The organism is Synechococcus sp. MU1617 (assembly GCF_020514235.1).
GTDB lineage: Bacteria > Cyanobacteriota > Cyanobacteriia > PCC-6307 > Cyanobiaceae > Parasynechococcus.
Map to the genome: position 1 here is coordinate 135,954 of NZ_VTLB01000005.1, position 22,867 is coordinate 158,820.

The 22,867-nt window shown below is 60.1% G+C and carries 31 protein-coding genes and 1 tRNA gene; 5 read left to right on the forward strand and 27 right to left on the reverse strand.

From position 1 onward, the window contains the following. Nucleotides 1-46: 46 nt before the first annotated feature. The 3 genes from mpeA to FZZ90_RS10970 all read right to left on the reverse strand — a co-directional run bounded on the left by mpeA (nt 47) and on the right by FZZ90_RS10970 (nt 2,474). Nucleotides 47-544 (reverse strand): class 2 C-phycoerythrin subunit alpha, encoded by a 498-nt coding sequence (gene mpeA, locus FZZ90_RS10960; protein ID WP_043695066.1) that lies wholly within the window; start codon nt 542-544, stop codon nt 47-49. A 39-nt stretch (nt 545-583) separates the two neighbouring features. Beyond that, the gene (locus tag FZZ90_RS10965; protein WP_115132306.1) at nt 584-1,129 is read right to left on the reverse strand and encodes a bleomycin hydrolase; all 546 of its coding nucleotides are present in this window, start codon (nt 1,127-1,129) and stop codon (nt 584-586) included. 151 nt (nt 1,130-1,280) lie between these two features. Then, on the reverse strand, nt 1,281-2,474 hold the full coding sequence (locus FZZ90_RS10970; RefSeq protein ID WP_226425829.1) for a HEAT repeat domain-containing protein: 1,194 nt from the start codon (nt 2,472-2,474) through the stop codon (nt 1,281-1,283). A gap of 75 nt (nt 2,475-2,549) precedes the next feature. Between FZZ90_RS10970 and FZZ90_RS10975 the strand changes: the two genes are divergently transcribed. After that, nucleotides 2,550-2,855 carry a hypothetical protein gene (locus tag FZZ90_RS10975; protein ID WP_226425830.1) on the forward strand — a complete coding sequence of 102 codons (306 nt, stop codon included), beginning with the start codon at nt 2,550-2,552 and terminating at the stop codon, nt 2,853-2,855. 2 nt (nt 2,856-2,857) lie between these two features. Beyond that, nucleotides 2,858-3,445, forward strand: coding sequence for a Nif11-like leader peptide family natural product precursor (locus tag FZZ90_RS10980; protein ID WP_226425831.1), 588 nt, complete (start codon nt 2,858-2,860; stop codon nt 3,443-3,445). A 5-nt stretch (nt 3,446-3,450) separates the two neighbouring features. Here the strand turns inward: FZZ90_RS10980 and FZZ90_RS10985 are convergent, their stop codons facing one another. From FZZ90_RS10985 to FZZ90_RS11040, 12 genes are all read right to left on the reverse strand, one after another. Beyond that, a complete protein-coding gene (locus tag FZZ90_RS10985; protein WP_226425832.1) occupies nt 3,451-3,759 on the reverse strand; it encodes a CpeR family transcriptional regulator in 309 nt (102 codons plus the stop codon). Between the two features lie 28 nt (nt 3,760-3,787). Continuing rightward, the gene (locus FZZ90_RS10990; RefSeq protein ID WP_226425833.1) at nt 3,788-4,402 is read right to left on the reverse strand and encodes a chromophore lyase CpcT/CpeT; all 615 of its coding nucleotides are present in this window, start codon (nt 4,400-4,402) and stop codon (nt 3,788-3,790) included. 10 nt (nt 4,403-4,412) lie between these two features. Continuing rightward, complete coding sequence (locus FZZ90_RS10995; RefSeq protein ID WP_226425834.1) at nt 4,413-4,949, reverse strand: phycobiliprotein lyase; 537 nt, start codon at nt 4,947-4,949, stop codon at nt 4,413-4,415. Beyond that, complete coding sequence (locus FZZ90_RS11000; protein WP_226425835.1) at nt 4,946-5,116, reverse strand: hypothetical protein; 171 nt, start codon at nt 5,114-5,116, stop codon at nt 4,946-4,948. The genes FZZ90_RS10995 and FZZ90_RS11000 overlap by 4 nt, the downstream gene beginning before the upstream one ends. A gap of 121 nt (nt 5,117-5,237) precedes the next feature. Then, nucleotides 5,238-5,969 carry a phycobilisome rod-core linker polypeptide gene (locus FZZ90_RS11005; RefSeq protein ID WP_226425836.1) on the reverse strand — a complete coding sequence of 244 codons (732 nt, stop codon included), beginning with the start codon at nt 5,967-5,969 and terminating at the stop codon, nt 5,238-5,240. 102 nt (nt 5,970-6,071) lie between these two features. Next, a complete protein-coding gene (locus FZZ90_RS11010) occupies nt 6,072-7,718 on the reverse strand; it encodes a phycobilisome rod-core linker polypeptide (protein WP_226425837.1) in 1,647 nt (548 codons plus the stop codon). 115 nt (nt 7,719-7,833) lie between these two features. Beyond that, nucleotides 7,834-8,718: a phycobilisome linker polypeptide gene (locus FZZ90_RS11015; protein WP_226425838.1), complete on the reverse strand. Its 885-nt coding sequence runs from the start codon at nt 8,716-8,718 to the stop codon at nt 7,834-7,836. Nucleotides 8,719-8,868: 150 nt separating this feature from the next. Continuing rightward, nucleotides 8,869-9,564, reverse strand: a complete 696-nt coding sequence (locus FZZ90_RS11020; protein WP_370631056.1) for a pentapeptide repeat-containing protein — start codon at nt 9,562-9,564, stop codon at nt 8,869-8,871. A 5-nt stretch (nt 9,565-9,569) separates the two neighbouring features. Continuing rightward, entirely contained in the window at nt 9,570-10,328 is a 759-nt protein-coding gene (locus tag FZZ90_RS11025; RefSeq protein ID WP_226425839.1) for a phycobilisome rod-core linker polypeptide, read from the reverse strand. 72 nt (nt 10,329-10,400) lie between these two features. Further along, on the reverse strand, nt 10,401-10,976 hold the full coding sequence (locus FZZ90_RS11030) for a phycobilisome polypeptide (protein ID WP_226425840.1): 576 nt from the start codon (nt 10,974-10,976) through the stop codon (nt 10,401-10,403). After that, nucleotides 10,973-11,398: a hypothetical protein gene (locus tag FZZ90_RS11035; RefSeq protein WP_226425841.1), complete on the reverse strand. Its 426-nt coding sequence runs from the start codon at nt 11,396-11,398 to the stop codon at nt 10,973-10,975. The genes FZZ90_RS11030 and FZZ90_RS11035 overlap by 4 nt, the downstream gene beginning before the upstream one ends. A 110-nt stretch (nt 11,399-11,508) precedes the next feature. Further along, nucleotides 11,509-12,165 carry a TVP38/TMEM64 family protein gene (locus tag FZZ90_RS11040; protein WP_226425842.1) on the reverse strand — a complete coding sequence of 219 codons (657 nt, stop codon included), beginning with the start codon at nt 12,163-12,165 and terminating at the stop codon, nt 11,509-11,511. A 119-nt stretch (nt 12,166-12,284) separates the two neighbouring features. Here FZZ90_RS11040 and FZZ90_RS11045 point away from each other — a divergent pair, with 119 nt between their 5' ends. Beyond that, on the forward strand, nt 12,285-12,713 hold the full coding sequence (locus FZZ90_RS11045; RefSeq protein WP_226425843.1) for a hypothetical protein: 429 nt from the start codon (nt 12,285-12,287) through the stop codon (nt 12,711-12,713). Here FZZ90_RS11045 and FZZ90_RS11050 read toward each other — a convergent pair whose 3' ends face one another. The 11 genes from FZZ90_RS11050 to psbB form a co-directional block, all read right to left on the reverse strand. Next, the gene (locus tag FZZ90_RS11050; protein ID WP_226425844.1) at nt 12,714-12,953 is read right to left on the reverse strand and encodes a hypothetical protein; all 240 of its coding nucleotides are present in this window, start codon (nt 12,951-12,953) and stop codon (nt 12,714-12,716) included. It abuts the gene before it with no gap. Between the two features lie 22 nt (nt 12,954-12,975). Continuing rightward, nucleotides 12,976-13,048, reverse strand: a tRNA-Phe gene (locus FZZ90_RS11055). A 30-nt stretch (nt 13,049-13,078) separates the two neighbouring features. Then, nucleotides 13,079-13,717 (reverse strand): ComF family protein, encoded by a 639-nt coding sequence (locus tag FZZ90_RS11060; RefSeq protein WP_226425845.1) that lies wholly within the window; start codon nt 13,715-13,717, stop codon nt 13,079-13,081. Between the two features lie 54 nt (nt 13,718-13,771). Then, entirely contained in the window at nt 13,772-14,047 is a 276-nt protein-coding gene (locus tag FZZ90_RS11065) for a DUF2470 domain-containing protein (protein WP_226425846.1), read from the reverse strand. 180 nt (nt 14,048-14,227) lie between these two features. Next, nucleotides 14,228-15,466, reverse strand: a complete 1,239-nt coding sequence (locus tag FZZ90_RS11070) for an FGGY-family carbohydrate kinase (protein ID WP_226425847.1) — start codon at nt 15,464-15,466, stop codon at nt 14,228-14,230. Between the two features lie 4 nt (nt 15,467-15,470). After that, nucleotides 15,471-16,706 carry a methionine adenosyltransferase gene (gene metK / locus FZZ90_RS11075; protein WP_226425848.1) on the reverse strand — a complete coding sequence of 412 codons (1,236 nt, stop codon included), beginning with the start codon at nt 16,704-16,706 and terminating at the stop codon, nt 15,471-15,473. Between the two features lie 23 nt (nt 16,707-16,729). Then, nucleotides 16,730-17,503, reverse strand: coding sequence for an HAD family hydrolase (locus tag FZZ90_RS11080; protein WP_226425849.1), 774 nt, complete (start codon nt 17,501-17,503; stop codon nt 16,730-16,732). Between the two features lie 5 nt (nt 17,504-17,508). Further along, the gene (locus FZZ90_RS11085; protein ID WP_226425850.1) at nt 17,509-18,600 is read right to left on the reverse strand and encodes a 30S ribosomal protein S1; all 1,092 of its coding nucleotides are present in this window, start codon (nt 18,598-18,600) and stop codon (nt 17,509-17,511) included. A gap of 157 nt (nt 18,601-18,757) precedes the next feature. Beyond that, nucleotides 18,758-19,240 carry a transcriptional regulator NrdR gene (gene nrdR / locus FZZ90_RS11090; RefSeq protein ID WP_226425851.1) on the reverse strand — a complete coding sequence of 161 codons (483 nt, stop codon included), beginning with the start codon at nt 19,238-19,240 and terminating at the stop codon, nt 18,758-18,760. Between the two features lie 213 nt (nt 19,241-19,453). After that, nucleotides 19,454-19,549 carry a photosystem II reaction center protein T gene (locus FZZ90_RS11095; protein WP_011128841.1) on the reverse strand — a complete coding sequence of 32 codons (96 nt, stop codon included), beginning with the start codon at nt 19,547-19,549 and terminating at the stop codon, nt 19,454-19,456. 21 nt (nt 19,550-19,570) lie between these two features. Further along, the gene (gene psbB / locus FZZ90_RS11100) at nt 19,571-21,130 is read right to left on the reverse strand and encodes a photosystem II chlorophyll-binding protein CP47 (RefSeq protein WP_226425852.1); all 1,560 of its coding nucleotides are present in this window, start codon (nt 21,128-21,130) and stop codon (nt 19,571-19,573) included. A 182-nt stretch (nt 21,131-21,312) separates the two neighbouring features. Here psbB and FZZ90_RS11105 point away from each other — a divergent pair, with 182 nt between their 5' ends. Together FZZ90_RS11105 and psbM are read left to right on the forward strand one after the other, a co-directional pair. After that, nucleotides 21,313-21,789, forward strand: a complete 477-nt coding sequence (locus FZZ90_RS11105; protein WP_226425853.1) for a 2Fe-2S iron-sulfur cluster-binding protein — start codon at nt 21,313-21,315, stop codon at nt 21,787-21,789. Nucleotides 21,790-21,848: 59 nt separating this feature from the next. Then, entirely contained in the window at nt 21,849-21,953 is a 105-nt protein-coding gene (psbM, locus tag FZZ90_RS11110; RefSeq protein ID WP_226401997.1) for a photosystem II reaction center protein PsbM, read from the forward strand. 1 nt (nt 21,954) lies between these two features. Here the strand turns inward: psbM and FZZ90_RS11115 are convergent, their stop codons facing one another. Continuing rightward, a complete protein-coding gene (locus FZZ90_RS11115; protein WP_226425854.1) occupies nt 21,955-22,803 on the reverse strand; it encodes a universal stress protein in 849 nt (282 codons plus the stop codon). Nucleotides 22,804-22,867 lie beyond the last annotated feature (64 nt).

Here is a 22,867-nt window from a genome sequence, read left to right on the forward strand (position 1 = left end):
AACCGCCCCCTGAAGTGGAGTTCGAATCGAATCTCTCGGCTGAGAATCAGGCGAGGGAGTTGATCACGTAGTCCAGAGCGGCGTTGTACTCGGTCAGAGCCTGGGGGCTCAGGTCGCGAGGAGCGCAGCCGTCGTTACGCATTTGGGTGAAACCAGCAACGTAGGTGCCGGGGTCGATGCTGAGGGCCTTGTAGACCTCACGCTGACCGTTGATGGCCAGTTCGTCCAGAGGGCCGGTGCCGCCAACAACCAGGGAGTAGTTGATCAGACGCAGGTAGTGGACGAAGTCGCGCTTGCACTTCTCCTTGCCTTCAGTGGCGCACTGGCGGGGCTGACGGCCGGTGGCACCGTTGGGGTACTGGGTGTAGACGGCGTCGACAGCGCGCTGAGCGATGGCGTCGTAGTTCTGAGCGATTTTCTCAGCAGCCTCGAGACGGGCGGCTGCACGCTGCAGGGAACCCTGCACAGACTCCAGGTCGGAGCTGGTGGGGAAACGGGAGCCGCTGTCTGCGGCGCCGATGACGGTGGTAAGAACGGACTTCATTGATTTAAAAGAAGGTTGTGCTTGAAAATCTCAGGCGCTTCAGCTGATGGCGCTGATCACCATGTCGAAGTAGGAAGCAGCCTCAGCGGAGAGTGCGTTGCAGTCGCCCTCGGTCACAGGCATCTTGCGCTTCTCACCAGTGGTGTTGTTGGTGTTGGTGATGTGCGCACAGGCGGAGGCCTTCATGATGGCCACAGCGCGGGAAGCGGAACCGGAAGGAACGCCCAGAGCGGCATAGGTCTCGCGCAGACCGTTCAGGCAGCGGTCCTGCAGCACAGAAGCGTCACCAGCCAGCAGGGCGTAGGAGACGTAGCGCATGATGATCTCAGCATCACGCAAGCAAGCAGCCATCTTGCGGTTGGTGTACACACCACCGTTGGGAGCGGTCAGGCCGGTGTTTTCGCAGCAGATGCCTGCAACGGAGTCGGACACCACGCAGGAAGCGTTGGCGGTGATGGCGTTCACGGCGTCCAAACGCTTGTTGCCTGCGGCGATGAATGCCTTCAGGTCGTTCAGCTGAGCGCCACCGATGAAGCTGCCGCTGGAATCAGCGGAAACAGCCTGCCTAGAGAATGCGTCGAGCATAATCAAATGCTAAGGAGAGGGGGGTAGATGCGATGCATCACCCCGGGACCGTACGCCGCTCACAAAGCCATGGGGGTAATTGCTTCAGGCTTCTCAATACAAATTTGCACTGCAAAAAGAAAGAAAAACAAAAATGCGAAATGACTTTGATTTAGGCAAGCAGGCTTGCCACTTCACGGCAGCTCCACTGCAGCGGCTGCCAGGGATGGCTGCGGCCGACCTCCTCCAAGATTGTTGTTTGATCCCGTAGCCCAAGCCGCAGGCAGCTCCAGGCGCCAGCAATGCGGGACTTCGCATATTGCGGTGCTGTTTCCGCTAGAGCCTCACGAACCAGGTCGCTGCGCTCATGCAGCTTCAGCAGCCCGGTGCAGCTCGCCAGCAGGTAGTGGACGCCGTAGTCGCTTCCGAGGCTGGAGCGCAATGCATCGATCTGATCCAGTTGGGCTGATCTGGGCAAGGTCATCAAGGCTTTGGCGGCGGCGTACTGGCGGGCTTCGTCCCGATGCTGCAGTCCCTCCTTAATCACTTCGGGTTCGGCAGCGGTTTCGGGAATCCCGTCCAGGTTCAGCCGTCTGGGATCGTCCTGAAGCAGCTCCTTCAGCAGATCTGACGCATCAGGATCAATGGCGCCAGCTTGGCTGGTGGCCATCTGAAACGCACTCTTGGCGCGCAGGGGCATGGACACGGGGCAGCGAATCAACTCCGCCAGGGCTTCGATTCGGCCCGCATCTCCCAGATCGATCACGGCGGCCCGTCGTCGTCCGGCATTGTCATCTCGGAGCTGCTCCACGAGGGGTTGAAGGCCTTGCGGGTCACCTAGCACCCGAACGGAGTAGGCATGGGCCGCCCCCGCTACCAGGGGATTGATGTCATTGCGGCAACGATCGATCTGGCCGCTGGAATCGTGCATGCCCAGCCGGCAGAAGGCCTGAAGCACCGCCCGGCGTTGATTGTCGGGGCCTTCCAGGGCGTGGAGTAATTCTGCTTGCCCCTCCTTATTAATAGGTGTACCCAGCCGGGCGATGGCATCAGCCGCATTGACGACGGTGGGTTCGTCATCGGCCTGCAAGGCGGCAAGAAGCACGGGAAGAGCCGACCGGTCTTTGCGTCGGCCCAGGGCTTCGAGGGCTTTGCGCCGGGTGATGCGTTCGTAGAGGTCGTCGGAGTCGTTAGCGCCTGCTGTGAGGAGTTTCTGAAGGGACTCGGGGGACTGGCAGGCCCCAAGACGGGTCGCAGCGAGATATTTAAGGCCAGGATTCTTGAGCTCGGCCGGTGGCTTGAGCAACGTTTCCATCGCCGTCTCCTCACTCATTCCTGCGAAAAGAGTGTCGAAGCGTTCGCTCATTGCCTATCAAGAATTTGAAAAACCTGAGGATGGTTCATTTGGCCTATGATCCATCCCAGCCAAAGCTTAAGCCGAATGGCCGTTGCCGAAAGCGCAGCTCAAGAAATCCGACGATTTGTTGAAGTGCATCAATCCGGATCGGCGTTGAATCAAATTGCCACGCTTGATGATCTCAATGCGTTGTTGAAGCAGGCTGAAAGCCCCTTGTCTGCTTCTCTTATCCCCCTTGAACAAGCGACGCGTTCTCCCAAGATTCTGGTGGATTCGGGGTTAACAGAATCAAAGGTTCCCTGGCGAATTCTCCAGTGCCCGGGTGGTCCCTTGGTGCTGCAGATGATCTGTGAAAAAGTGAATTTTGCCCTCTGGATTCAGAAATGTTGATGATGGCCAACACAGAACTTGAGCGTTTCATACAAGCGATTGCGGATGATCATGGGCTAGCGACGGGAATCAAAACACTTGGCTCCCATTACGACATCGTTGCCTACGCCAACATCCGCGGCTACGCCATCACCTTGGCGGAATGGGGAAGATATCTGGCCATGGATTGGTTGCAGACTTCCGATGCCGATCTGGCCTCTGTTCACCGGGCCGATCCAGCCCATTGGAGTTGGGCCTTTCGTCAATTGTCCCGCTGGCGTGCGCTGTTGATGGATGGTGCAGAAGCGGAGGGAATGCTTGGCTCCGCAGATTTTGCAGTGGCCCGGAATGAGTCCGTTGTTCAGCCGGCCAGTACCCCTGCACCCACCCTGACGGATGCAGAGAAAGATGCGGCGTTGGCGTCGTTCATCCAGCTCGTGAAAACGCGGCCTGATCTGAAGGATCAAGTGAAATCAGCACGGAACCAAGACGAGGTGATTGGCTTGGCCCAAGCCCAAGGTTTTGCCATTGATTCGCTCACGCTGTTGCGGAGTTGGAGCCAGGTGTCTGACTTCAGCAAACCCACCTGGTTTGGCTGGTTTGATGATTAATCGCTTCAGCTGATCTCTGCATAGCGGGTGCGTGTGGTGCCGCGTTTGGCCCAATAGGTCACCAGTGACTCGCCCCCCGGTCTGGGAACTGCTGCTGTGGCGCGAAGGATTTTGAAGGTGCGCCTTGGCCCCATCGGCCAGTTGCCTGCAGCAGCGATTTTCCGCACGCGTCCACCGATGGCTTCAATGCAACGCTCGAATTTTTCGAGGTGGGTTTGATCCACCGTTTCAAAGATGAAATCGGTTCCTTCGCAAATCAGATGCTGCGACCGGATCCAGGTTTTCAGTTGTTTTTCGGCGTCGATTGCAGACATCGTCTAGCTGCTCAGACGAGGAGGTCGCTCACCACTGGAGCCAGTTCTGGTCCAGCTCGTTACCGAGGTGAGCCACACGTTTGAACCGCAGCGGTCCGTGTTCGGAGCCCCAGCGCTGCTCATCAGTGTCGGGGTCAAAGCCCCGATCGCGACTGATCCAGTCTGTGGCGTTGACATCCACTTCGCTGACCAAATACGTCAGCTGGCCATCCCGGGGAACCATGCAGTTCTTGCCGGGCTCAACTTCACCAAGGTATCGACCGGATTCAACCTCGCGGAAGTGCATCCCACAGCCACAACGTGGTTTCAGGGACTCAGGCTTGAGGCTGTTGAGGAGTTCAGGGCGTTGGCCTGCACCCGCAAGCCGGATGGGATCCGCAAATCCGTAGTTTTCAACGATAAAAACATCACCCTCGGCGGGGAGCAAGCGGTGAATGCCTTGGCGGTAGGGCCGCCAAGGATCATGGTCATAACTTTGCTCCGAATAAAATCCAGGTGCTTTCAGAACATCCCAGGGAAGCGGGCGAAAAAAGATATTGATGTGAGCGAAATCCTTGGGATTCTCCTGAGACTGTTGGAGATTGCTGTAATGCCCTGCGAGCGTCTTGGCGAAGAGGAGTAGAGCCTCGTTGTTGTCTGACATTGGCGTGGGATCAGCTGCTCAGACGCCGCACTTCAGAGGCAAAGGATGTTTGCAACACGCCTGATCCAGCCGATGTGCGAAGCACGGAGGAGCGGCAGCGAACATGCTCCGAGACAAACCAGATGCGTTCTTCGGCAATCGATTGCTCGTATTGCGTGGTGAGCAGAAATGTTCCGTCGTTGAGAAAGCTGTAGTTGGATTCAGCTGGCGCTGCTTCTGCATAACCAACGCTCCGAAGCAGAACTCCTTTGGTGTCGTCGCTTGGGATGGGCACAATCAGACATGCACCTGATGACACCTCATTGGGATCATCAGGTTCCCAATCACTTTCGGCGGCCCAGGTCATTCGAAAGGGTGCCGAAACCTCTGATCTTTCATTCAGGCTCGACGATTGAATCAAGTCGTTGATCTCTCTATCGGAAGCGTCGATACGTGATATTTGAACTTCACTGAGGACCTCTTCAAATTGCTGAAAAGCGAGGGAGTGGCCGGATCGCATCGATCGCCACGTTCCCTCGCTTTGAGCAACAAATTGCTCGATGTTCATTTGGTACCGGAGTCGGTCTCAGCCTTCAGATCAGGTCGGCTGTTCTGCACCATGTTCACCATGGAGTCGATCATCATCGACATGGCAACAGGAACGGAGGACACAGAAGACTGAAAGCCCTGATTCGATCCCGGCTGGCTGTTGGTGGGTTGACGAAGGATGGGCATGATTCAAAAGCTGGCGGTTTCAGGAGACACAACCTCCCTGGATTCACCGATTGGGTCCAAAAGTTTCAGGTACCAATCATGACTGACTGATCCGGCCTCAAGGGCCGGATCAGCACAAGGATTAAGCGTTCGCAATAGAAAGAATGTTCCCGCCCTGAGCCTGGATGCTCTGAATGGTCCGGGACAGAGAGGAGTAGCTCACCACTGATCGCTGGGCGGAGCGACGAACGGTACCCAGTTGAACGCGGGACGTCCACAGGACCGTGAAGCGGTTGCCGCCGCCAACCACTTTTCTGGTGCCAGCTGCCGTGGGATTCGAATTGGAGGCCAGGCTTACCTGCAGCACAGAACCTTGATCGGCATCGAAGCCAGCGAAGCCAGGATCCATGGCCTGGTTTCGCTGGTAAGCCACGGTGCTTTCGCCGTCCACGCTCGTTTGGGTGCGCGCGTAGGGAACGCTGTCGATCCCGAAGTTGTTCAGATACTCGTCGCTGTAGGTGTAGCTGGCGATTTCGGCTTCGAAACCTTCGTCGGCAAGGCGACGCACGTGCTCGCTGACTTCAGCCTGATCCCGGGGAGGACGGCCCAGCAGGTGCTTGAAGTTGAGTTCAACGAAGCGGTAGGGGTTGTTCGTCTCGAGGAACAGGCGGCGGTAGCTCTCCGACTGAGCCAGTGCTGTGACCAGACCCTGAACAGTGAGGTCGCCGTTGATGAAGAGAGCTTCGATGGAGGGCTGAACGTCCAGCTCCATCAGGTGGCGATTGCCGAAGACCTGCCGGTACACGGCACGAATGATGTCTTCAGCGTGGCTGCGATCTTGGTTTGCGGGTGTGGCCAGGGTGGCAGTGGTCATGGTTTGAGGGGAGGTGCGTCGAAAGGGGCCGGCACCGGAGTGAGGGTGATGGGCCCCTTGAGGGAAGGGGTGGTGTGAAGCGGGTCGTGATGACCCGCGCGATCACATCACTTCGGTGATGGAGACGATCCGGCCGCCGCGGGCGTGGATGTACTTCATCTGGCTGCTCATGTCCTTACCGGAGACGAGGTAACTCGCATTCGGTGTGCGCTGGCGTCCGCCGCGCGGCTGAGCCTGAACCACGATGCGGAAGCGCTTCGTGGTGGCGGCAGGAGATCCGGCCACAGCACCGTTCCGGTTGGTCCGGGTCGTGGTGGTTCTCCAGCCACTGGGGACGGAGTTGGTGGCCACGGAAGTGACCAGGGATGCGCTGTTGAGAACGGAGTCGCTGGCTGCGAAGCCTTCGGCCAGCGAGAGGTGGCGGTTGAAGGCCACCTGAGCTCGGCCTTGTTCGCTGAGGATGCGCATGTAGGGCACCGTGTCTTCACCGAAGGTGTTCTGGTACTCAGCGCTGTCGAGGTAGCTGTTGATCTCAGCTTCGTAGCCGTCCTTGGCCAGGATCTGGATGTGCTCACTCAGTTCCGCCTGAGACTTGGGTGCCCGGCCCAGGAAGTGCTTGAAGTTGAGCTCAACGAAGCGGTAAGGGGCATTCGTTTCAAAGAAACGGCGGCTGTACTCGGGGGAGAGAGCGATGGCGCGCACCAATTCTCTGGTGCTCAGATAGCCCTCGGCGTAACGGCTTTCAGCCGACATCGCCCGCTCCGACTCCATCAGATGAGGGTTGCCCATCACTTGGCGGTAGGTGGCACGAATCAGACCATTGATCTGATCGGCAGTGTCTCCCGGGCAGCGTTGGAACACTTCCTGTTCCCGCTGTCCCAGGCCGAAACCTACGTAGGCGTCGTTGCGGATCGGGGTGGAATCTCCACCATCGCTGCTGGCGCGCTTCTTGGAAGCGAATTGGGCTGTGGTGCCGAGGCCGCTGGATTGAGCTCCGCCGGTGAAGCTGGCTCCGGAGGGCAGCTGGATGTAGGCCGTGGTGTTGCGTGCCAAAGCATTGGCCAGCTGGCTGCGGCTGCCGATGGCGCTGTCGCTAATGGCGAAGCCGCGTTCGAGCGTCGCCATGCGGGCGAAGCTGTTGTTGGGGATTCCAGCGGCGGACGTGAAGGAGCGGGTGTAAGGCACCACGTCGTCACCAAATACTTCGGCGTATTCAGCTCCATCGACGATGAAATCGATCACGGCATCGTGGCCACCGCTCGCCAGCAATGCAATGTGCGCCGACATCTCAGCGTGATCAACGGGCGGCCGGCCCAGCAGGTGCTTGAGGTTCAGTTCGATGCCGCGCTGAGGCGCAACAGCCTCGAAAAAGCGTGCTTTGTAGAAGGAGGTTTTGGCTAGACCGCGAACAAAATCGCGTGTGGTCAGCTCGCCATTGCCGTAACGGGCTTCCAGCTCAGCGGAACGCTCGTTGTCCATCACATGGGCGTTGCCAAACACCTGGCGGTAGGCAGCACTGATGGCTGTGGCCAGGGCTGCGGAGTCGTCCGGTGCATAGCGCTGAGCGGTCACGCCATGGGGGCAATCCTCATGATTGCGGGGCCCAATGGCGATCTTCATCGAAGCGCAGGATTGGCGAAGGAATTCGCCGTTGCTCAGGGCCGCTTTAGCCGCTGCGTTGCGGGTCCGGCTGAAGGAGACGGGAGCATCGTTGAGGGAAGCGGCGCCGAAGCCTTGTGAGGCAGACATGGGAGGGGGGAGGTGAGGGGAGGAAAGGTGTTGCGGAAAGAGTTCGAATTCAGAGGCGGTGTGCTGGCGTCATGCGCGAACGCCCTGGGAGCCGCCTGCTGAACAGGAAGCAGCGTCAGTTCACGGGCGTGATGCTGGCGATCTTGCCTCCTTCGGCATGGATGCGCTTGAACTGCTCAGAGAGCTTGTCGAAGGGCACGAAGTACACCCGGTTGGAGCGGGTGTAGCGGGAGATCCGGCGCACGTTGTTAGCGCTGTACCCGGTGACTTCCACCCGGTAGGTCTTGCCTTGTTCGCCGGCACCCACACCATGGCGGGTGGGGGCGTCCTGCAGGTTCTTGGAGGGACGGAAGCTCCAGCCGGTGGCTTCGGTGGAGGAGGGGGGAACAACCGCCATCGGACGGTTCTGGTAGGCGTTGCCACCGAGCTTGCTGCTGATGCCGGAAAGATCGCCTTTCAGGCTGCTGCTGCTGTTGCCCCGCAGGAGTTGGAAGCTCCAGGTGAACTCCTGCAGGGTGGTGCAGGATTCGGTCTTCCAGCCCCGCTGGAAGGGAACGGTCCATTCGCCGAACGTGTCTTGGTAGTCGGCGCAATCCAAGAAGCTGTCGATGTCGGCTTCGTAGCCGTGGCTGTCGAGCCGCTCGGCGTGGGCGCGCATCTCGTTGAAGTCGACGGGGGCGCGTCCCAGCAGATGGCGGAAGGCCAGCTCGATGTAGCGGTAGCGGGAGCAGGCGTCGAAGAAGCGATCGCGGTAGAGCTCGCTCTTGGCGATGCGGCGCACCAGCTCTCTCACGCTGATTTCGCCAAGCTTGAACTGGGACTCAGCGACGAGCTGCCGCTCGCTCTCCATCACATAAGCATTGCCCAGCACCTGCTTGTAGACGGCGCGGATGATTTGTTCCTTCTTGGCGTCGTCATCACCAGGAATGAGTTCAAGAGGAGCTTCGCTCTCTTGCGAGAAACGCTCGACCCCGAGAAGAGAGGCAGGACCGAATGGCATGGACAAGCTGACGTGTTCGTCACGCCATGGTCATTCAGAAGTGGTGGCCTGGAGCGGGTTCTTTATAAAGCTCAATCAAATGTGTCCGAATGTTGCGTGACATGACGATTCTGCTCCCGGTGTCCCGGTGGAGGATCGGTGTAATGCTTGTCATGACAGGGATTCGAGGCTGTCGCGGGTCGTGCTCCGCGTCAGCGGGTTCCAGCAGTCGAGTTCTTCGAAGGGGCGGGCCAAGAGCGCATCACGCTGCTCGTTCAGCCCTGTGGTGAGCGAGAAATCGGCTCCTTTAATCGATTCCGCGCTGTCCAGGCCTGCCTCGGAGAGGTGGGCGCCGCGAAAGTCGGCGAAATCCAGTTGACACGTGCCAAAGCGGGTCCCACGGCACATGGCGCCGCGCAGGATCGCGTGGCGAAGATCCGATCCCACCAGGCGAACGTTGTCCAGCAGGGCGCCACTCAGATCAGCTCCGCTGAGATAGGCCCCCATCAGCACGGCGCCGCGAAGATCCATGCCGCGTAGGTCGGTGCTGTTCAAGAACACGCCACTCAGCTTTGCTTTGGGGCCAACGGCTCCGCTGCTGAACAGATCAAACCCATCGGGCACACGGGTGCTCGCGTCGTAGCGGGCCAGGCGCAGGTCGGCTCCCTCTAGCTGACAGCTGGAGAGGTCGGTCCCCCTGAGATCAACGCGACAGAGATTGGCGCCCCGCAGGTCGCCGCCTTCAACAGTCACACCACTCCAGTCGGCGCCCCGGGCATCAACTCCGCCATCCCGGGACCCTGAGGCCAGGGTCTGTTCCGGAGGCTGCCAAGTGTCCAGATTCAGGGGGTTGGAGAGCGCCGTCAAGGAAATCAGCTGCGAAGCATCGAGAAGGCGATGGTAAGGAGCACACGGCCCAGCTCGAATCCGCCGACAACCGCCAGGCCCAGCCAGAGCTTGAGGGCGAAAGTGGGAGGTTGGCCATTGACCCAGGCCGACGACATCTCAAGCTGCTGCATCTGAGCGGCCTGCTCGCTGGGAGCGCGATCCTGCAGTGAGTCGCGCCAGTCGGCGCCATAGCGCGGGAATTGCTGGTAGATCGGGGTCTCACCAAGGGATCGACCCGGCAGAACGCGTGAACGTTGCTGAGGAACCAGGTCGTAGCCGAAGCTCTCCATGTATTCAGGACTATCGAGCACAGCATCCACAAAGGCTGTGAAACCCTTTTCGCCGATCACGATCGACCAGGTCCGGCGTTCGGCGTCGCCATGGGTCGGCCGGCCGAGGACGCGTCCCACCACCTGATCCACCATCCGGTAATTCGAGCTGCACTGGTAGTAGCCCTGCTGGAAGCGTTCCGACAGCAGCAGGCCACGGATGAAATCCCGCACCGTGATGTTGCCGCTGCGGAGTTGTGATTCCAGGAACGGGTCGCGATCACTGCGCATCGCATGGAAGAAGACCTGGCGGTAGGCCTGTTCGATGACGGCATCCATGTCGCTGCGGGTCGTGTCGTCCCCTGAAGCGGAGGAGGGATAGAGCTGGCTTTGAACGGTGCTGTTGTCGCCGGCGAGATTGCTCACCCGACCGTTCTGCGTGCTGAGCGGGTACCCAAGGAGCGGGATGGCCATGGCGTGAGCCGTGAGTAGAAATACTTGGTGGAAATCTTCCCTTGAACAAGCCGTTTTCAGGCAAGCCTCTTATCAGCTCTTAACTGCAGATTTGTTGAGTTCGTCCTGCAGGTGCTGGAAGCAGTCTTGGATTAGCTGCCGGTCGTTCGATCGCGAGACCTCCTCCAGGGCAAGAGCTTTGAGCTGGAAGAGGGCGATGTTCATCCCCTCGATGGGCACGCTCATTCGCTTGTACAGCTCCCGCAGGGCGGCCATACCACTCGGGTTTGTAAAGCAGCTGTGGTTGCAGGCCACCGCGTAGGTGATCACGCGTAGAAAGTTCCAGCAGTCGCGCCAGCAGGCCTCTGCCCGCTCCTGCGGGTGAAGAGCCCCGCCTGGTTGAACCAGATGCGGCTGGGTTTTAAGCAGATGTTCCCGAGCTTGGTTCACCAGTTGATCCGACCGATGGATCAGGCTGCCGGGGAGCGATTCATCCATGCCGGAGACCTGGCAGATCGTGGCCAGCTCATCGGTCGTGAGCTGCCGTTGGGCTTGATCAGCACGCTCAAGAATGCTGCGCGTTGGTTGCGGCAAATCTTTGTTGATGCTCAGTCCTTGAACCTGTGCGGTCTGCACCAGGGTCTTGAAGTCGGTGTTTTGAAGATTCAAGGTGTGATGCTGGCCACCGGTGTGGCGATCAGCCAGCCGTGGCGTTCCAGGTAAAAAGCCCAGACAAGGTCGTCCCCCAGCCCAGGGCAGCGGGTGATGGCTGCTTCAGTGAGCTCTGCCGGTATGCCCAATTGCGACAACAGCAGGCCGACGGCATCTGGGCTGGAGGCGGTCGCTGTGCGGATGGCAGATCCAACCACCCAGGTCAGGCGGGTGTCCTTCAGATCCCCATTGCTTTCTTCGCAAGCCAGCAGAAGATTGGCCGCCGTGGTGTGTTGATCAAATGTCTCTTGCCAGAGCGAGATGTTTTCGTCACGGAGGTTGATCCGAAAACAGCCGTCTCCCACCGGTAAATCCAGCTCACCGCTGCTGCCGGCCTGGTTCTGCAGGACCGCAATTCTCGGATCTGCTAGTGCGCTCATCAAGAAACGCCGATCAACTCGAATGTAACCAGTGTCCAGGAATTTCCTCGGCCCAGTCAGCGGTTCGTGGGAATCGACATGGATCTGCTGTCATCCCACGAAGGATCCTGTCAGGAGTGGTTGTCGGTGGGCACCTCTGAGGATTTTTTTTTCAGCAGACCTGTGATGGTGGCTAGAGCAAACATGGCGAGCAGTGCCACTCCCAGGGTGAGGCTGGCGCCTTGAGCGGCACCTGCGCCGACAGCCACGAGGATCGAATCGCTGATCAGCACGCTGATCAGTAGGGCTGGAGCAAAGAGACGCCAGTGGGTGCGGCTGATCCCGATGGCATAGCTGAGGAAATCAAACAGCCCGGTCATCAGCAGGCCAGTCATCAAAAAGAAGTTGCCTTCCAGCTGGTTCTTGCTGAAGCCATCGATGCGTTTCATTGCGCTGGCCCCCACCAGACGGCTCACCGGTTCGCGTCCCCAGCGGCGCGCGATGAAGAAGGCCGCACTGCAGAACACCAGGTCCGACAGGATGATCGTGAGATATCCCGCTTTGAAGCCCAGCAGCGAGCCGGCCAGCAGGGAATACACCGAACTCGGCAACGCCGGCAGGATGATGCTCACTCCCCGCAGCAGGAACAGGCCGAGTGGGGCCCAGATGCCCATGTCATTCACGGCACTCTGCAGCGGTGCAATGCCGTATCGCTGCAAATAAACGACGGCAACAATGAAGATGGCGACCCAGGCGCTGACCTTCAGCCCTGTCTTCAGCCTGGACATCTCTTCAATCGCTCGAAAGCCCTCGGGAATGTAGGCCAGTCGTGGTTTTTCCCAGGGCCGTGGACAAGAAGCACAGCATCGATACCATCAGCGAAATTTCTCAACACGAGGCCAGCCCGGTGACTACCACCTCCCCGCGCACCGCGTTCGAGCAACAGCTGTGCACCCATCTGCTCAGCCTCAGCGAAGTGGTGGAAACGCTGGCGGATCGTTTGATGGAACTGGAAATGCGGTTGGCCGACATTGAGGGCCAGCAGCTGGTGGATGCAGAAATCGCGGCGGTCAGTGATGACGCCGGTGAACTGCTCCTGGCCAGCGAAGAGAAGGTGCGGATGCTTCGGGACCGTCTGACCCCAGGCGAGGTCGTGGCGCTCCATGCTGATTCCCATGCTGAGGATGCTTCAGCAGCGGATGATCAAGAGATCTCAGCAGCCCCTGAGATGGAGATGGACGACGACCGCGTCGAGGACGAGACCTTCAGTGACGAGGCTCTCAGCGATGACACGGAATATGTGGATGATCCCCAGATCGATCTGCTCTCCGCCTGATCAGGCCAGCTCCAGCAGCCGAATCCGGAAAGCGGCCACCTGGCGTGCCATGTCGGGGGAACTGATCAGAAAGGGGTGATCGGCCATCGCCTCGAGCACGGCTTCGAGATGCTCCTCCTGGCTGAGCTCAGGCTTGCTGATGCCTCGCAGTTGCTTCCAGGTGCGGTCAAACACCATGGCGAAGCTGTCTGCGTTATCGAAAAGGCGATCTGTGCCTGCATCTGGAGAGATGAATGACACGGCAGTTTTGGCATCGATGTGATGCCAGGACCCAGATTTGAACTGGGGACACGGCGATTTTCAGTCGCCTGCTCTACCAACTGAGCTATCCCGGCGCGCCGCAGAAGCGACTCTGGAATCTTAAATCACCGCCTGCGCTCTCTGGCGGGTGTTCGTCCCAGGCAGATCAATCCAGCCACGCGATGACCAGCCTCTTCAAGGGCCTGACGGGCAGCCAATGCGGTGGACCCGGTTGTGAGGATGTCGTCCACGAGCCAGACCGAGCTGAGGGCTCTTTGTTTGTTGAGGGGGCTGGCTTGGAACGCACCAATCAGGTTGGTCTGGCGTTGGGTTTTGTTGAGATGGTGTTGGCTTAGCCCTGCACGAGTGCGGTGCAGCAGGGCTGCCGTCGGTCGGCCCAATCCCAGGGCGATCTGCTGCGGCAGGGGGTTGGATCGTTGCCGCTTCCAGCTTGGAATCGGCACCAGCACTGCTGTTGCAGGCAGGGGTAAACGCTCCGATAGCAGCTGAACCAAGGCCGCAAGCGCTTTGCCTTGGCGCGGCTGACGCACCTGGAGCAGCAGCTTGCGCAGCGGGCCTGCGTAAGGCCCGAGGGCGCTCCAAGGCAATGGCAGCAAGCCCTTGAGCCCCTGGAGAGCCAGTCTGTCGAGGCACGTGCTGCAGGGAGCCGTCGGCGGCAGTGGGCTGTCCCAGGGTCCATCACAGATCGGGCAGCGGGGCTCGATCAGCAGTGTTTGGGCAAAGGCCAGGAGCGCGCTATGCACAGCAGGTCGATCGTTGCGACGAGGGTTCCACTGCTGGGCCGAATCGGTCCGAGATCAGGCTCCTTCTTTGGGCATCGCCCGGAGCATGGCCACCAAGGTGCGGTGGGCGTCTTCGCTGTCGGTGAGGGTGTGATCGAAGGCGATGCTGACGCTCGCGCCATCCACCTCCAGTTCCATTGTTTCCGCTTTCACAGACACCATGCGTGCTGTAGCGGGATTGCTGACGCCGCCATAGTGCTTGGCGTAGGCGAGCACCGCCTCGGCATGGTCGTCGTTCATGTGTTTGCAGATCCGTGTGCTGACGGCATCAGTGAGGGGGTCTGCAGGCATCGGGATTAAACGGGTGAATGCAATCTTTGCAGTGATCGGCTCAAGCGAATCGTTCGATCAACAAAAGACCCAGGCGGATACCACTGAAGCCCACATACCCGGCCAGCACGACGAAAAGGCCAATGGCCAGAACATCGCGGAGATTGGTGGGCATGGGGGTTGGGCGTGATGCCGGAATTCTCACCCGACCAGGGCCTGTTGGGCCAGTCGCGCCACCCCTGCAGCGGGGGGTGATTGGCAACTCGTTACAGGGCAGCCAAGACGCCGTTCTCGCAGCCGTCTCCATTGGGGATTGCGCGCTCCACCGCCGATGCTGATGATTCGCCGGGGACTGGAAGCCCCCAGCTCGTTCAGGCGTTGCCAACCCTGCGCTTCGATCTCGGCGAGGCCTTCGAGCAATCCATGCAGGTAGAGGGCATCACTCACCGGGCGTGGCTCCAGCACCGGCAGCAGCTCTGGATCATCCACAGGGAAACGTTCCCCCGGGGCGGGCAGCGGCCGCAGGCGGAGTCCGCTGTCGGTATCCGGGTTGATCTGGCGGCTCAGTTCGCTGAGCTGGTCGTCGCTGTAGAAACGCCGCAGCACCCCGGCCCCTGCATTGGAGGCGCCTCCACAGAGCCAGCGTCCACCCACGCGATGGCTGGTGACGCCAGGGGCTTGCAGGGGCGTCTCGGTGAAGCACTTCATCACAAGCGTGGTCCCCAGCACGGTGATCCCATCCCCTGGACCGGGATCGGCGGCGAGTACGGCGGCATTGGAATCGGTGGTTCCGGCCACGATGATCAGATCGTCCGCCAGGCCCAAGGCCTCGGCCCTCTCCGGCGCGATCGTCCCGAGAATGCTGCCGCTGGGACAGATCTCGGGCAGTGCCTGCCGCCAGGGCTGCTCGGCAAAGCGGGCTGGCCAGCTGTTGGTGATCAGTTCCCAACCCAGCCGCAGGTTGTTGCCTTCTTCCCCCCAGCGCCAATCGTTCAGCAGCCATCCGCTTATCCAGTCCGCCTGATGCCGCAGCAGGACCTTCTCTCCATGGCGCTGGAGGAGTTGCAAGGCCCTGGCCAGGCTGCCGCTGCAGCTGGCGGCCGGGCTCCTGGGATCCACCAGAGGCTGCAGGGCTGACTCCATCTCAGGGCAGCTCTGGGAATAGGGCAGTGCCTCCCCCAGTGGGCGACCATCGCGATCACAAGCCAGCAGCGTGCCGGAGGTGCCATCCACGGCGAGCGCCCTCAGCTGGGATCGCAGTTGGGCTGGGATTGCCTTGATCAGATCCCCACAGCCTTCGCGCCAGCTGTTGGAGTTGGAGAAGTCTCCGCCGTAGGCCTGGGATCTGCTGTCGAGCAGCACGCCATTGCCGGCCACAACGGCTGTGCGGATTCCGCTGGTGCCCAGGTCGATTCCGAGCACCAGCGGCGAATCCGTCATGGCTTCAGGCCGCGGCGACCTGCTTCAGCTCCTGGCTTTTCTCTGTCACGTCTTCCCAGGGTGCGTTGAGGTCATTGCGTCCGAAATGGCCGTAAGCGGCAGTGTCCTGATAGAAACGGCCACCTCGTTGCTGGGGCAGGTTGCGCAAACCGAAGGTCTCGATGATGGCGCCGGGGCGCAGATCGAAGTGCTCCTGCACTAAGGCCGTGAGGGCATCGTTGGCCAGTGCGCTGGTGCCGAAGGATTCCACCAGGATCGACACGGGCTTGGCCACGCCGATGGCGTAGCTCAGCTGCACTTCAGCCCGTTCGGCGAGCCCTGCGGCCACGAGGCACTTGGCCACGTAGCGCGCTGCATAGGCGGCCGAGCGGTCCACCTTGGTGGGGTCCTTGCCGGAGAAGGCACCACCGCCGTGGCGGGCATAGCCGCCATAGGTGTCCACGATGATCTTGCGGCCGGTGAGGCCCGCATCGCCCTGGGGGCCGCCCACCACGAACTTGCCGGTTGGGTTCACCAGATACTTGGTGGCCTCGCGGGAGGGCTTGAGGGCCAGATCGGCAGTCGCCGGCACCACCACATGGGTCCAGAGGTCTTCGGTGATGCGCTCGCGGATGCCCTGCTCATCACTCATCCCATCCACTTCCGCGGTGTGCTGGGTTGAGATCAGGATCGTGTCGATCGAGACGGGCTTGTCGTTTTCATAGACGACGCTCACCTGGGTTTTGCCATCGGGAAGCAGGTAACCCAGGGTTCCGTTGTGGCGCACTTCGGCCAGTCGGCGCGACAGCCGGTGGGCCAGGCTGATCGGCAACGGCATCAGCTCGGGCGTCTCGTTGCAGGCGTAGCCGAACATGATTCCTTGGTCGCCGGCACCCACTAGATCCAAAGGATCACCGGCGTGGTCGTCGGCCTCGTTAACGCCCTGGGCGATGTCGGGGGACTGCTGGTCGAGAGCCACCAGCACCGCACAGCTGTTGGCATCGAAGCCTCCGGCCCGGGCGCCGCTGTAACCGATCTCCTTGATCACATTGCGCACCAGGTGGATGAAATCCACCTGCGCTTTGGAGGTCACCTCACCGGTGATCATGCAGAGGCCTGTGTTCACCACGGTCTCGCAGGCCACGCGGCTGGCGGGATCCTGGGCAAGCAGAGCATCGAGAACGGCGTCGCTCACCTGGTCGCAGATCTTGTCGGGATGCCCTTCAGTGACGGACTCGGACGTAAAGACGTAACGGCTCATTCGGCGCTCCAGATGGCGCGACTTTACGTGGCTGTCCTGAGGGCGAGGTCGTCCCAGCCGTGGAGCAGATGTTGTGCTGATGGCAGTTCCGGCGGACGACTCCAGCCACCGGTGAATCCGATCACGCCGCCGATGCCGGCCTCCAGGGCCATCTGAAGGTCGGTCTCCGCATCACCAACCAAGGCACATCGTTGGGGTGGCAGGCCAAGCCTGTCGCACAGCTCCAGGACGGCTTGTGGATCGGGTTTGCGCGGATGGTCGTCAGCACTCCAGATGCCGGCAACGCCTGCGCTGAGCTGATGGTGGGTCAGGAAGTCTTCAATGCCGGATCGGGTGTCGTTGCTGATCACAGCAGCGGTCACACCCTGCTCGTGCAGATCCCGCAGCAGCTGTCCTGCACCGTTGATCAACGGGCTTGGGGTTGTGTCGATCAGGCCGTCCTGATCAACTGCGTCGAAGCAGGCATGGGCCAGGGCCAGGGCCTGGGGCCATGAACAGCCCAGTAGACACAACACCGTTGCGGTCGAGGCGATGTTGTCTTGCCGTGAGGCAACCGCCAGGGTTCCGCCCGGATCGAGCATGCCGTTATCAACACCGGTCGCTCTGCGCAGGGTTTCTCTTAGTTCAGAGGCCTGCAGCGCAGGGGCTTGTTCCCGCGCAATCTCGATGGCTTTGTTGATGCGTGCGTCTGCCAAGGCCAGCAGATGCGGCTCGCTATGGGAAAGGGTGCCGTCCTTATCGAACAGCACCCCTTGGAAATTGCCGATGGGATGTCCCTTCAGCAGCAGTTGGGCCATCAGGCTCAGATCATCATGGAGTTGATCGGATCTTCGCCCTCTTCGGCCTGCTCCATCAGCATCTGCTTGTAGCGAGCTGCCATTTCCTCGGCCTTCTCGAACACCTTCTGGGGGTCGGTGAGCATGTCGCCGGGTTCGGGCTCAAGAGCCTTCGTGGACAGGGAAATCCGGCCGCGCTCGGCATCTAGATCGATGATCATCACTTTCATCTGATCATTCACGTTCAGCACCGAGTGGGGGGTCTCGATGTGCTCGTGACTGATCTCGGAAATGTGCAGCAGACCGCTGACACCACCGATGTCGATGAAGGCGCCGTAGGGCTTGATGCCGCGGACGGTACCCACCACAACTTCGCCCACTTCCAGGCGATTCATCTTCCGCTCCACCAGGGCGCGGCGATGGCTGAGAACCAGGCGGTTGCGCTCTTCGTCCACCTCGAGGAATTTCAGAGGCAGGAAGTCGGCAACCAGTTCTTCCTTCGGCTTGCGGGTGCTGATGTGGGATCCGGGGATGAAGCCCCGCAGACCTTCCACGCGCACCAGGGCACCACCACGGTTGGTGGCGAACACCTCGGAGTAGATGGTGGCGTCTTCCTTCTGGAGCTGGCGGACCCGCTCCCATGCCCGCTGGTATTCGATCCGACGGATCGACAGCGCCAGCTGACCATCCTCGTTCTCCTCACTCATGATGAAGAACTCACGGATCTCGCCGGGGGCAAGCACGTCGCTCAGACCCTCGACCCGGTTGATCGACACCTCTTGCAGAGGCATGAAGGCAGCCGTCTTGGCGCCGATGTCGATCATGGCGCCCTTCGATTCCAGGGCGAAGACCGTGCCGTTAACGATGTCGCCAGGCTTGAAGTTGTAGTCGTACTTGCTGAGGAGAGCCGCGAACTCATCCAGGGTGAATCCGGCGTCGTCCAGGTTGCGGCTGGCAGCGCGGCTGCTTGGATCATCCGCGGTGGGGACGTCTTCAGGAATGCTCAGGTCCTCACCCTCAAACGCCTGTTCAGCGGCGGCGGTTTCTACAGAGGCTTCTGTGGCGTTCGCGTCCTGAACTTGATCCTGGATCTGTTCTTCTGTCGGAGTCGCAGACATGGGGGGCTGGCGGTCTACCTCAGGTGGGTAGTTCGAGAAAATCGCATGGAACGCCCGCCGACGTTTCACGGAGAATTACTGACTTTACAGACCGGACCGACGGCTTCAGCGCAGCGATTCAGCGCAATGGTTCAAAGCACTGATTCACCTCACAGATTCAGCGCACAGTGGCCAAATGGTTCTGTTCCTGATCGGCGTTCAGTGTTTCCAGGGTCGACACGAAGTCATCAATGCCACGGAACTGTCGATAGACGGATGCGAATCGGATGTAGGCCACTTCGCTGATCTGCTTGAGATCACGCAGCACGAATTCACCGATCTCAGTGCTGCTCACTTCCTTGCCGGCGCGTTGCTGGAGTTGCAGTTCGAGGTCTTCCACGAGGGATTCGAGCCGAGAGGTGTCCAATCCCGTTTTTTCGCAAGCTCGATTCAAGCCATGCAGCAACTTGCTGCGACTGAAGATTTCTCGGTTGCCGTTGCGTTTGATCACCGTGATCGGAACGGTTTCCACCCGCTCGTAGGTGGTGAAGCGGAATTCACAGTTGAGGCATTCACGCCGTCGTCTCACGCTGCGTCCACCGTCCGCTGCCCTGGATTCGAGAACGCGACTATCTGTGTTTTGGCAGGAGGGGCACTGCATCCCCGAGGGCATCAATAAGTTGCACCAACTGTAGACAGTGATTTGAGACTTGAGAAGGGCCTCGTGGACATCAGTCTCATTTGAGGAATCCGCCGACGGCTGATGCTGACTTGAGACTGCTGTGATCTGCTCGTGCGGGCGAGACCGGCTTGCGACGGTGGGTGATGGAAAGCATGAAAAAACCCCGCCTCGGCGGGGTTTTGGGGGATCAAATCACTTACCGATTTTCGGCGGATCGCGGAAGGCGATTGCGAAGAAGAGAGTGGCAATCGCGAGGGTAAGGATGAGGACGTAAGCGAAGCTTTCCATCGTGTTGTTCCTGTAGGGCGATCAGTTGAGGGGGGTTCCAGCGGGGGGAACGTAGCCCTCGGGCAGGCGACGGGTGGATTTGTCACCGAGCTTGGCGAAGAGGCCAAACTCCACCTGATCTCCGAGGTCGGGATCAATACCAGCGAACACATCGCGATACAGGGTGCGGGCACCGTGCCAGATGTGGCCGAAGAAGAACAGCAGCGCGAAGGTGGCATGGCCGAAGGTGAACCAGCCGCGCGGCGAGCTGCGGAACGTACCGTCAGAGTTGTAGGTCTCACGGTCGAAGTCGAAGGCTTCACCAAGCTGAGCTTTGCGTGCAAGACGCTTCACGTCGGCAGGGTCGGTGAAGGTCTGGCCATCGAGTGCACCACCGAACACCTTGGCGGTCACGCCCTGTTGTTCGAAGGAGAACTTGGCCTCCGCACGACGGTAGGGAATGTCGGCACGAACAATGCCCTGCTCATCTTGCAGAACCACGGGGAAGTTCTCGAAGAAGTTAGGCAGGCGACGAACTTCAAGATTGCGACCTTCTTTATCGCTGAATGCGATGTGGCCAACCCAAGCGGTTGCCAAACCATCGCCATTCACCATCGGACCCACGCGGAACAGGCCGCCCTTGGCAGGGCTATTGCCGACGTAGTCATAGAAGGCCAGCTTCTCAGGGATGGCCTCGAAGGCTTCTTCCTGGGTTGCTCCATCGTCCATCGCGGTTTGCACGCGACGGTTGATTTCAGTTTTGAAGTAGCTCTGATCCCACTGATAACGGGTGGGGCCAAACAGCTCCACGGGGGTTGCTGCAGAGCCATACCACATGGTTCCGGCCACGATGAAGGCGGCGAAGAACACGGCTGCGATTGCGCTTGCCAGAACGGTCTCGATGTTGCCCATCCGAAGGGCTTTGTAGAGACGCTCGGGCGGACGCGTGGTGATGTGGAAAATGCCGGCAATGATGCCGACGATGCCTGCAGCAATGTGGTGGGCAACGATGCCACCGGGGTTGAAAGGGTTGAAGCCTTCAGGTCCCCAAGACGGTTGAACGGCCTCTAGGTGACCAGTCAGCGCATAGGGGTCAGAGATCCACATGCCAGGCCCGAAGACGCCAGTCAGATGGAAAGCGCCGAAGCCGAAACAGCCGAGGCCAGCAAGCAGCAGGTGAATGCCGAAGATCTTCGGCAGGTCGAGGGCGGGCTCGCCCGTGCGGGGGTCCTGCCAGATCTCAAGGTCCCAATAAGTCCAATGCCAGATGGCGGCCAGCATCATCAGGCCGGAGAAAACAATGTGAGCGGCAGCGACGCCCTCGAAACTCCAGAAACCGGGATCAACACCCGTTTCGCCGGTGATGCTCCATCCACCCCAGCTGCCGGTCACGCCAAGGCGCGACATGAAAGGCATCACAAACATGCCCTGACGCCACATGGGATTCAGGACAGGGTCGGACGGATCGAAAATGGCCAGCTCGTAGAGAGCCATGGAGCCGGCCCAGCCGGCTACGAGGGCTGTATGCATGAGGTGCACAGCCAAAAGGCGGCCCGGGTCATTAATGACGACGGTGTGCACCCGATACCAGGGCAATCCCATGGGTCAGGTTCGGGGGACAAGACTGCATATGCAGTCAGACATGGGCGATCGTAAGGGCTTCAGACCATGCGGCGGGAAAAAAGTGACCTGCCCGCAACGGTCAGTGACAGGAAAGTCAGGGCTGTGCTGTTCACAAAACGCAACGCTTCGGCCCATGATGGGGATTGGTTGCTTGTGAGCTCATGCCCGTTATCCGGTTTGTTCGCGAAGGGCGTGATGTGGAGTGTTATCCCGGCGAAAATTTGCGTGAGGTGGCCCGGCGCGAGGGCATCGAGCTCTACGGCTTGAAGGGGCAGTTGGGCAACTGCGGTGGCTGTGGCCAATGCATCACGTGTTTTGTCTCCGTGGTCGATGAAGACAACACGGATGCGCTGACGGCACGTACCGCTGTCGAAGACAACAAGCTGCGCCGCCGACCCCAGGAGTGGCGTTTGGCATGCCAGGCCCTTGTGGAGAAGTCCGTCATGGTGCTGACCCGGCCTCAGGTGAGGCTCGCTAATTCTGATTCGAGATTGGCTGCGGCCAGGCAGGCGCCGCTACCGGCTGGGCCCACGGCATGGCCAGCGCCCCCGGTGAGTGAGCTCGATGAGGAGGATCAGGATGTGGCCGATGGGGATGCCCCGGGTGCCAAGGCTGCTACCGCCGGTGACGAGGCCTAGGGGAGTCGCTCCTCAGACCTCTTGTCGGTGATACCTTCGCCTGGATCCCTCTAACGGCCATGGAAACCAACGATCTCGGATTCGTCGCCAGTCTCCTGTTCATTCTGGTTCCGGCGATCTTCCTGATCGTGCTCTACATCGGCACGCAGAACAGCGAGGCTTGATTCAGCCTTGTTCAGGCTCACGCACCAGCAGCACAGGGGCTGGTGCGTGTACACGGATGTAGTCGCTGACTGATCCGCCAAGCAGCTTGTCCAAATCCACCAGCCCTCTGGCGACAAGAGGCCGTCGGTCTTGGGAGGCGATGACCACAAGGTCGGCGTTGCACTCAGATGCAGCCAGGCAAACGCTGCGACCGATGTCTTTACCTTCGGTGTGAATGGCTTTCATCTCAACGCCGAAGCTCCTGGCTCGCTGAACAGCGGCGTCGAGAACCTCGTCCGCTTTTGTCCGGCCTCCCCGAGAGGGTGCTGATTCCTGGCGAACGACATGAACGCCGGTGAGGGTTCCGCCGGGGATTTCACGCACCAGTTCGCAAGCCGTGCGCAAGGCGTCGTCCCCCACGCCTGTTCCGTCGATCGTCACCATCACGCGGTTGACGTGTTTGACGTAGAGGTCGTCCCGCACCAGCAGCATCGGCCGCGTGGACAGTTGAAAAACGTACTGGCTGGTGCTGTTGGCAAGAATCGACTGAAGGCGTCCCAGTCCGCGGGATCCCATCACAATCAGGTCAGCCTGAACCTCATCGGCAACCTTGAGAACGGTCTGCTTGGTGTCGCCCTCGCGAATCAAGGTGCTCACGCTTGAGGGGCTGATCCCCATGCGGGTGATCGCACTGTTCAAGAGGTTCTCTGCTTCGTCGCGATGGCCGTCGGATTGCGACTTGCTCTGTTCCGAGACCACGTGCAGCAAATTGATCTTTGCTGCTTTCAGGCTGGGAATGTCCTGGAGCATCCGGATCATTTCTTCGACGTGACCCTTGCCCGAGTCGGCAATCAGAAGGTTCCTGAACACAGGGAGATGAAGCAGCCTTTGCGAAAGCCTATGGGTGGTTTCCTCCGTGGAGACAAGCTGATGT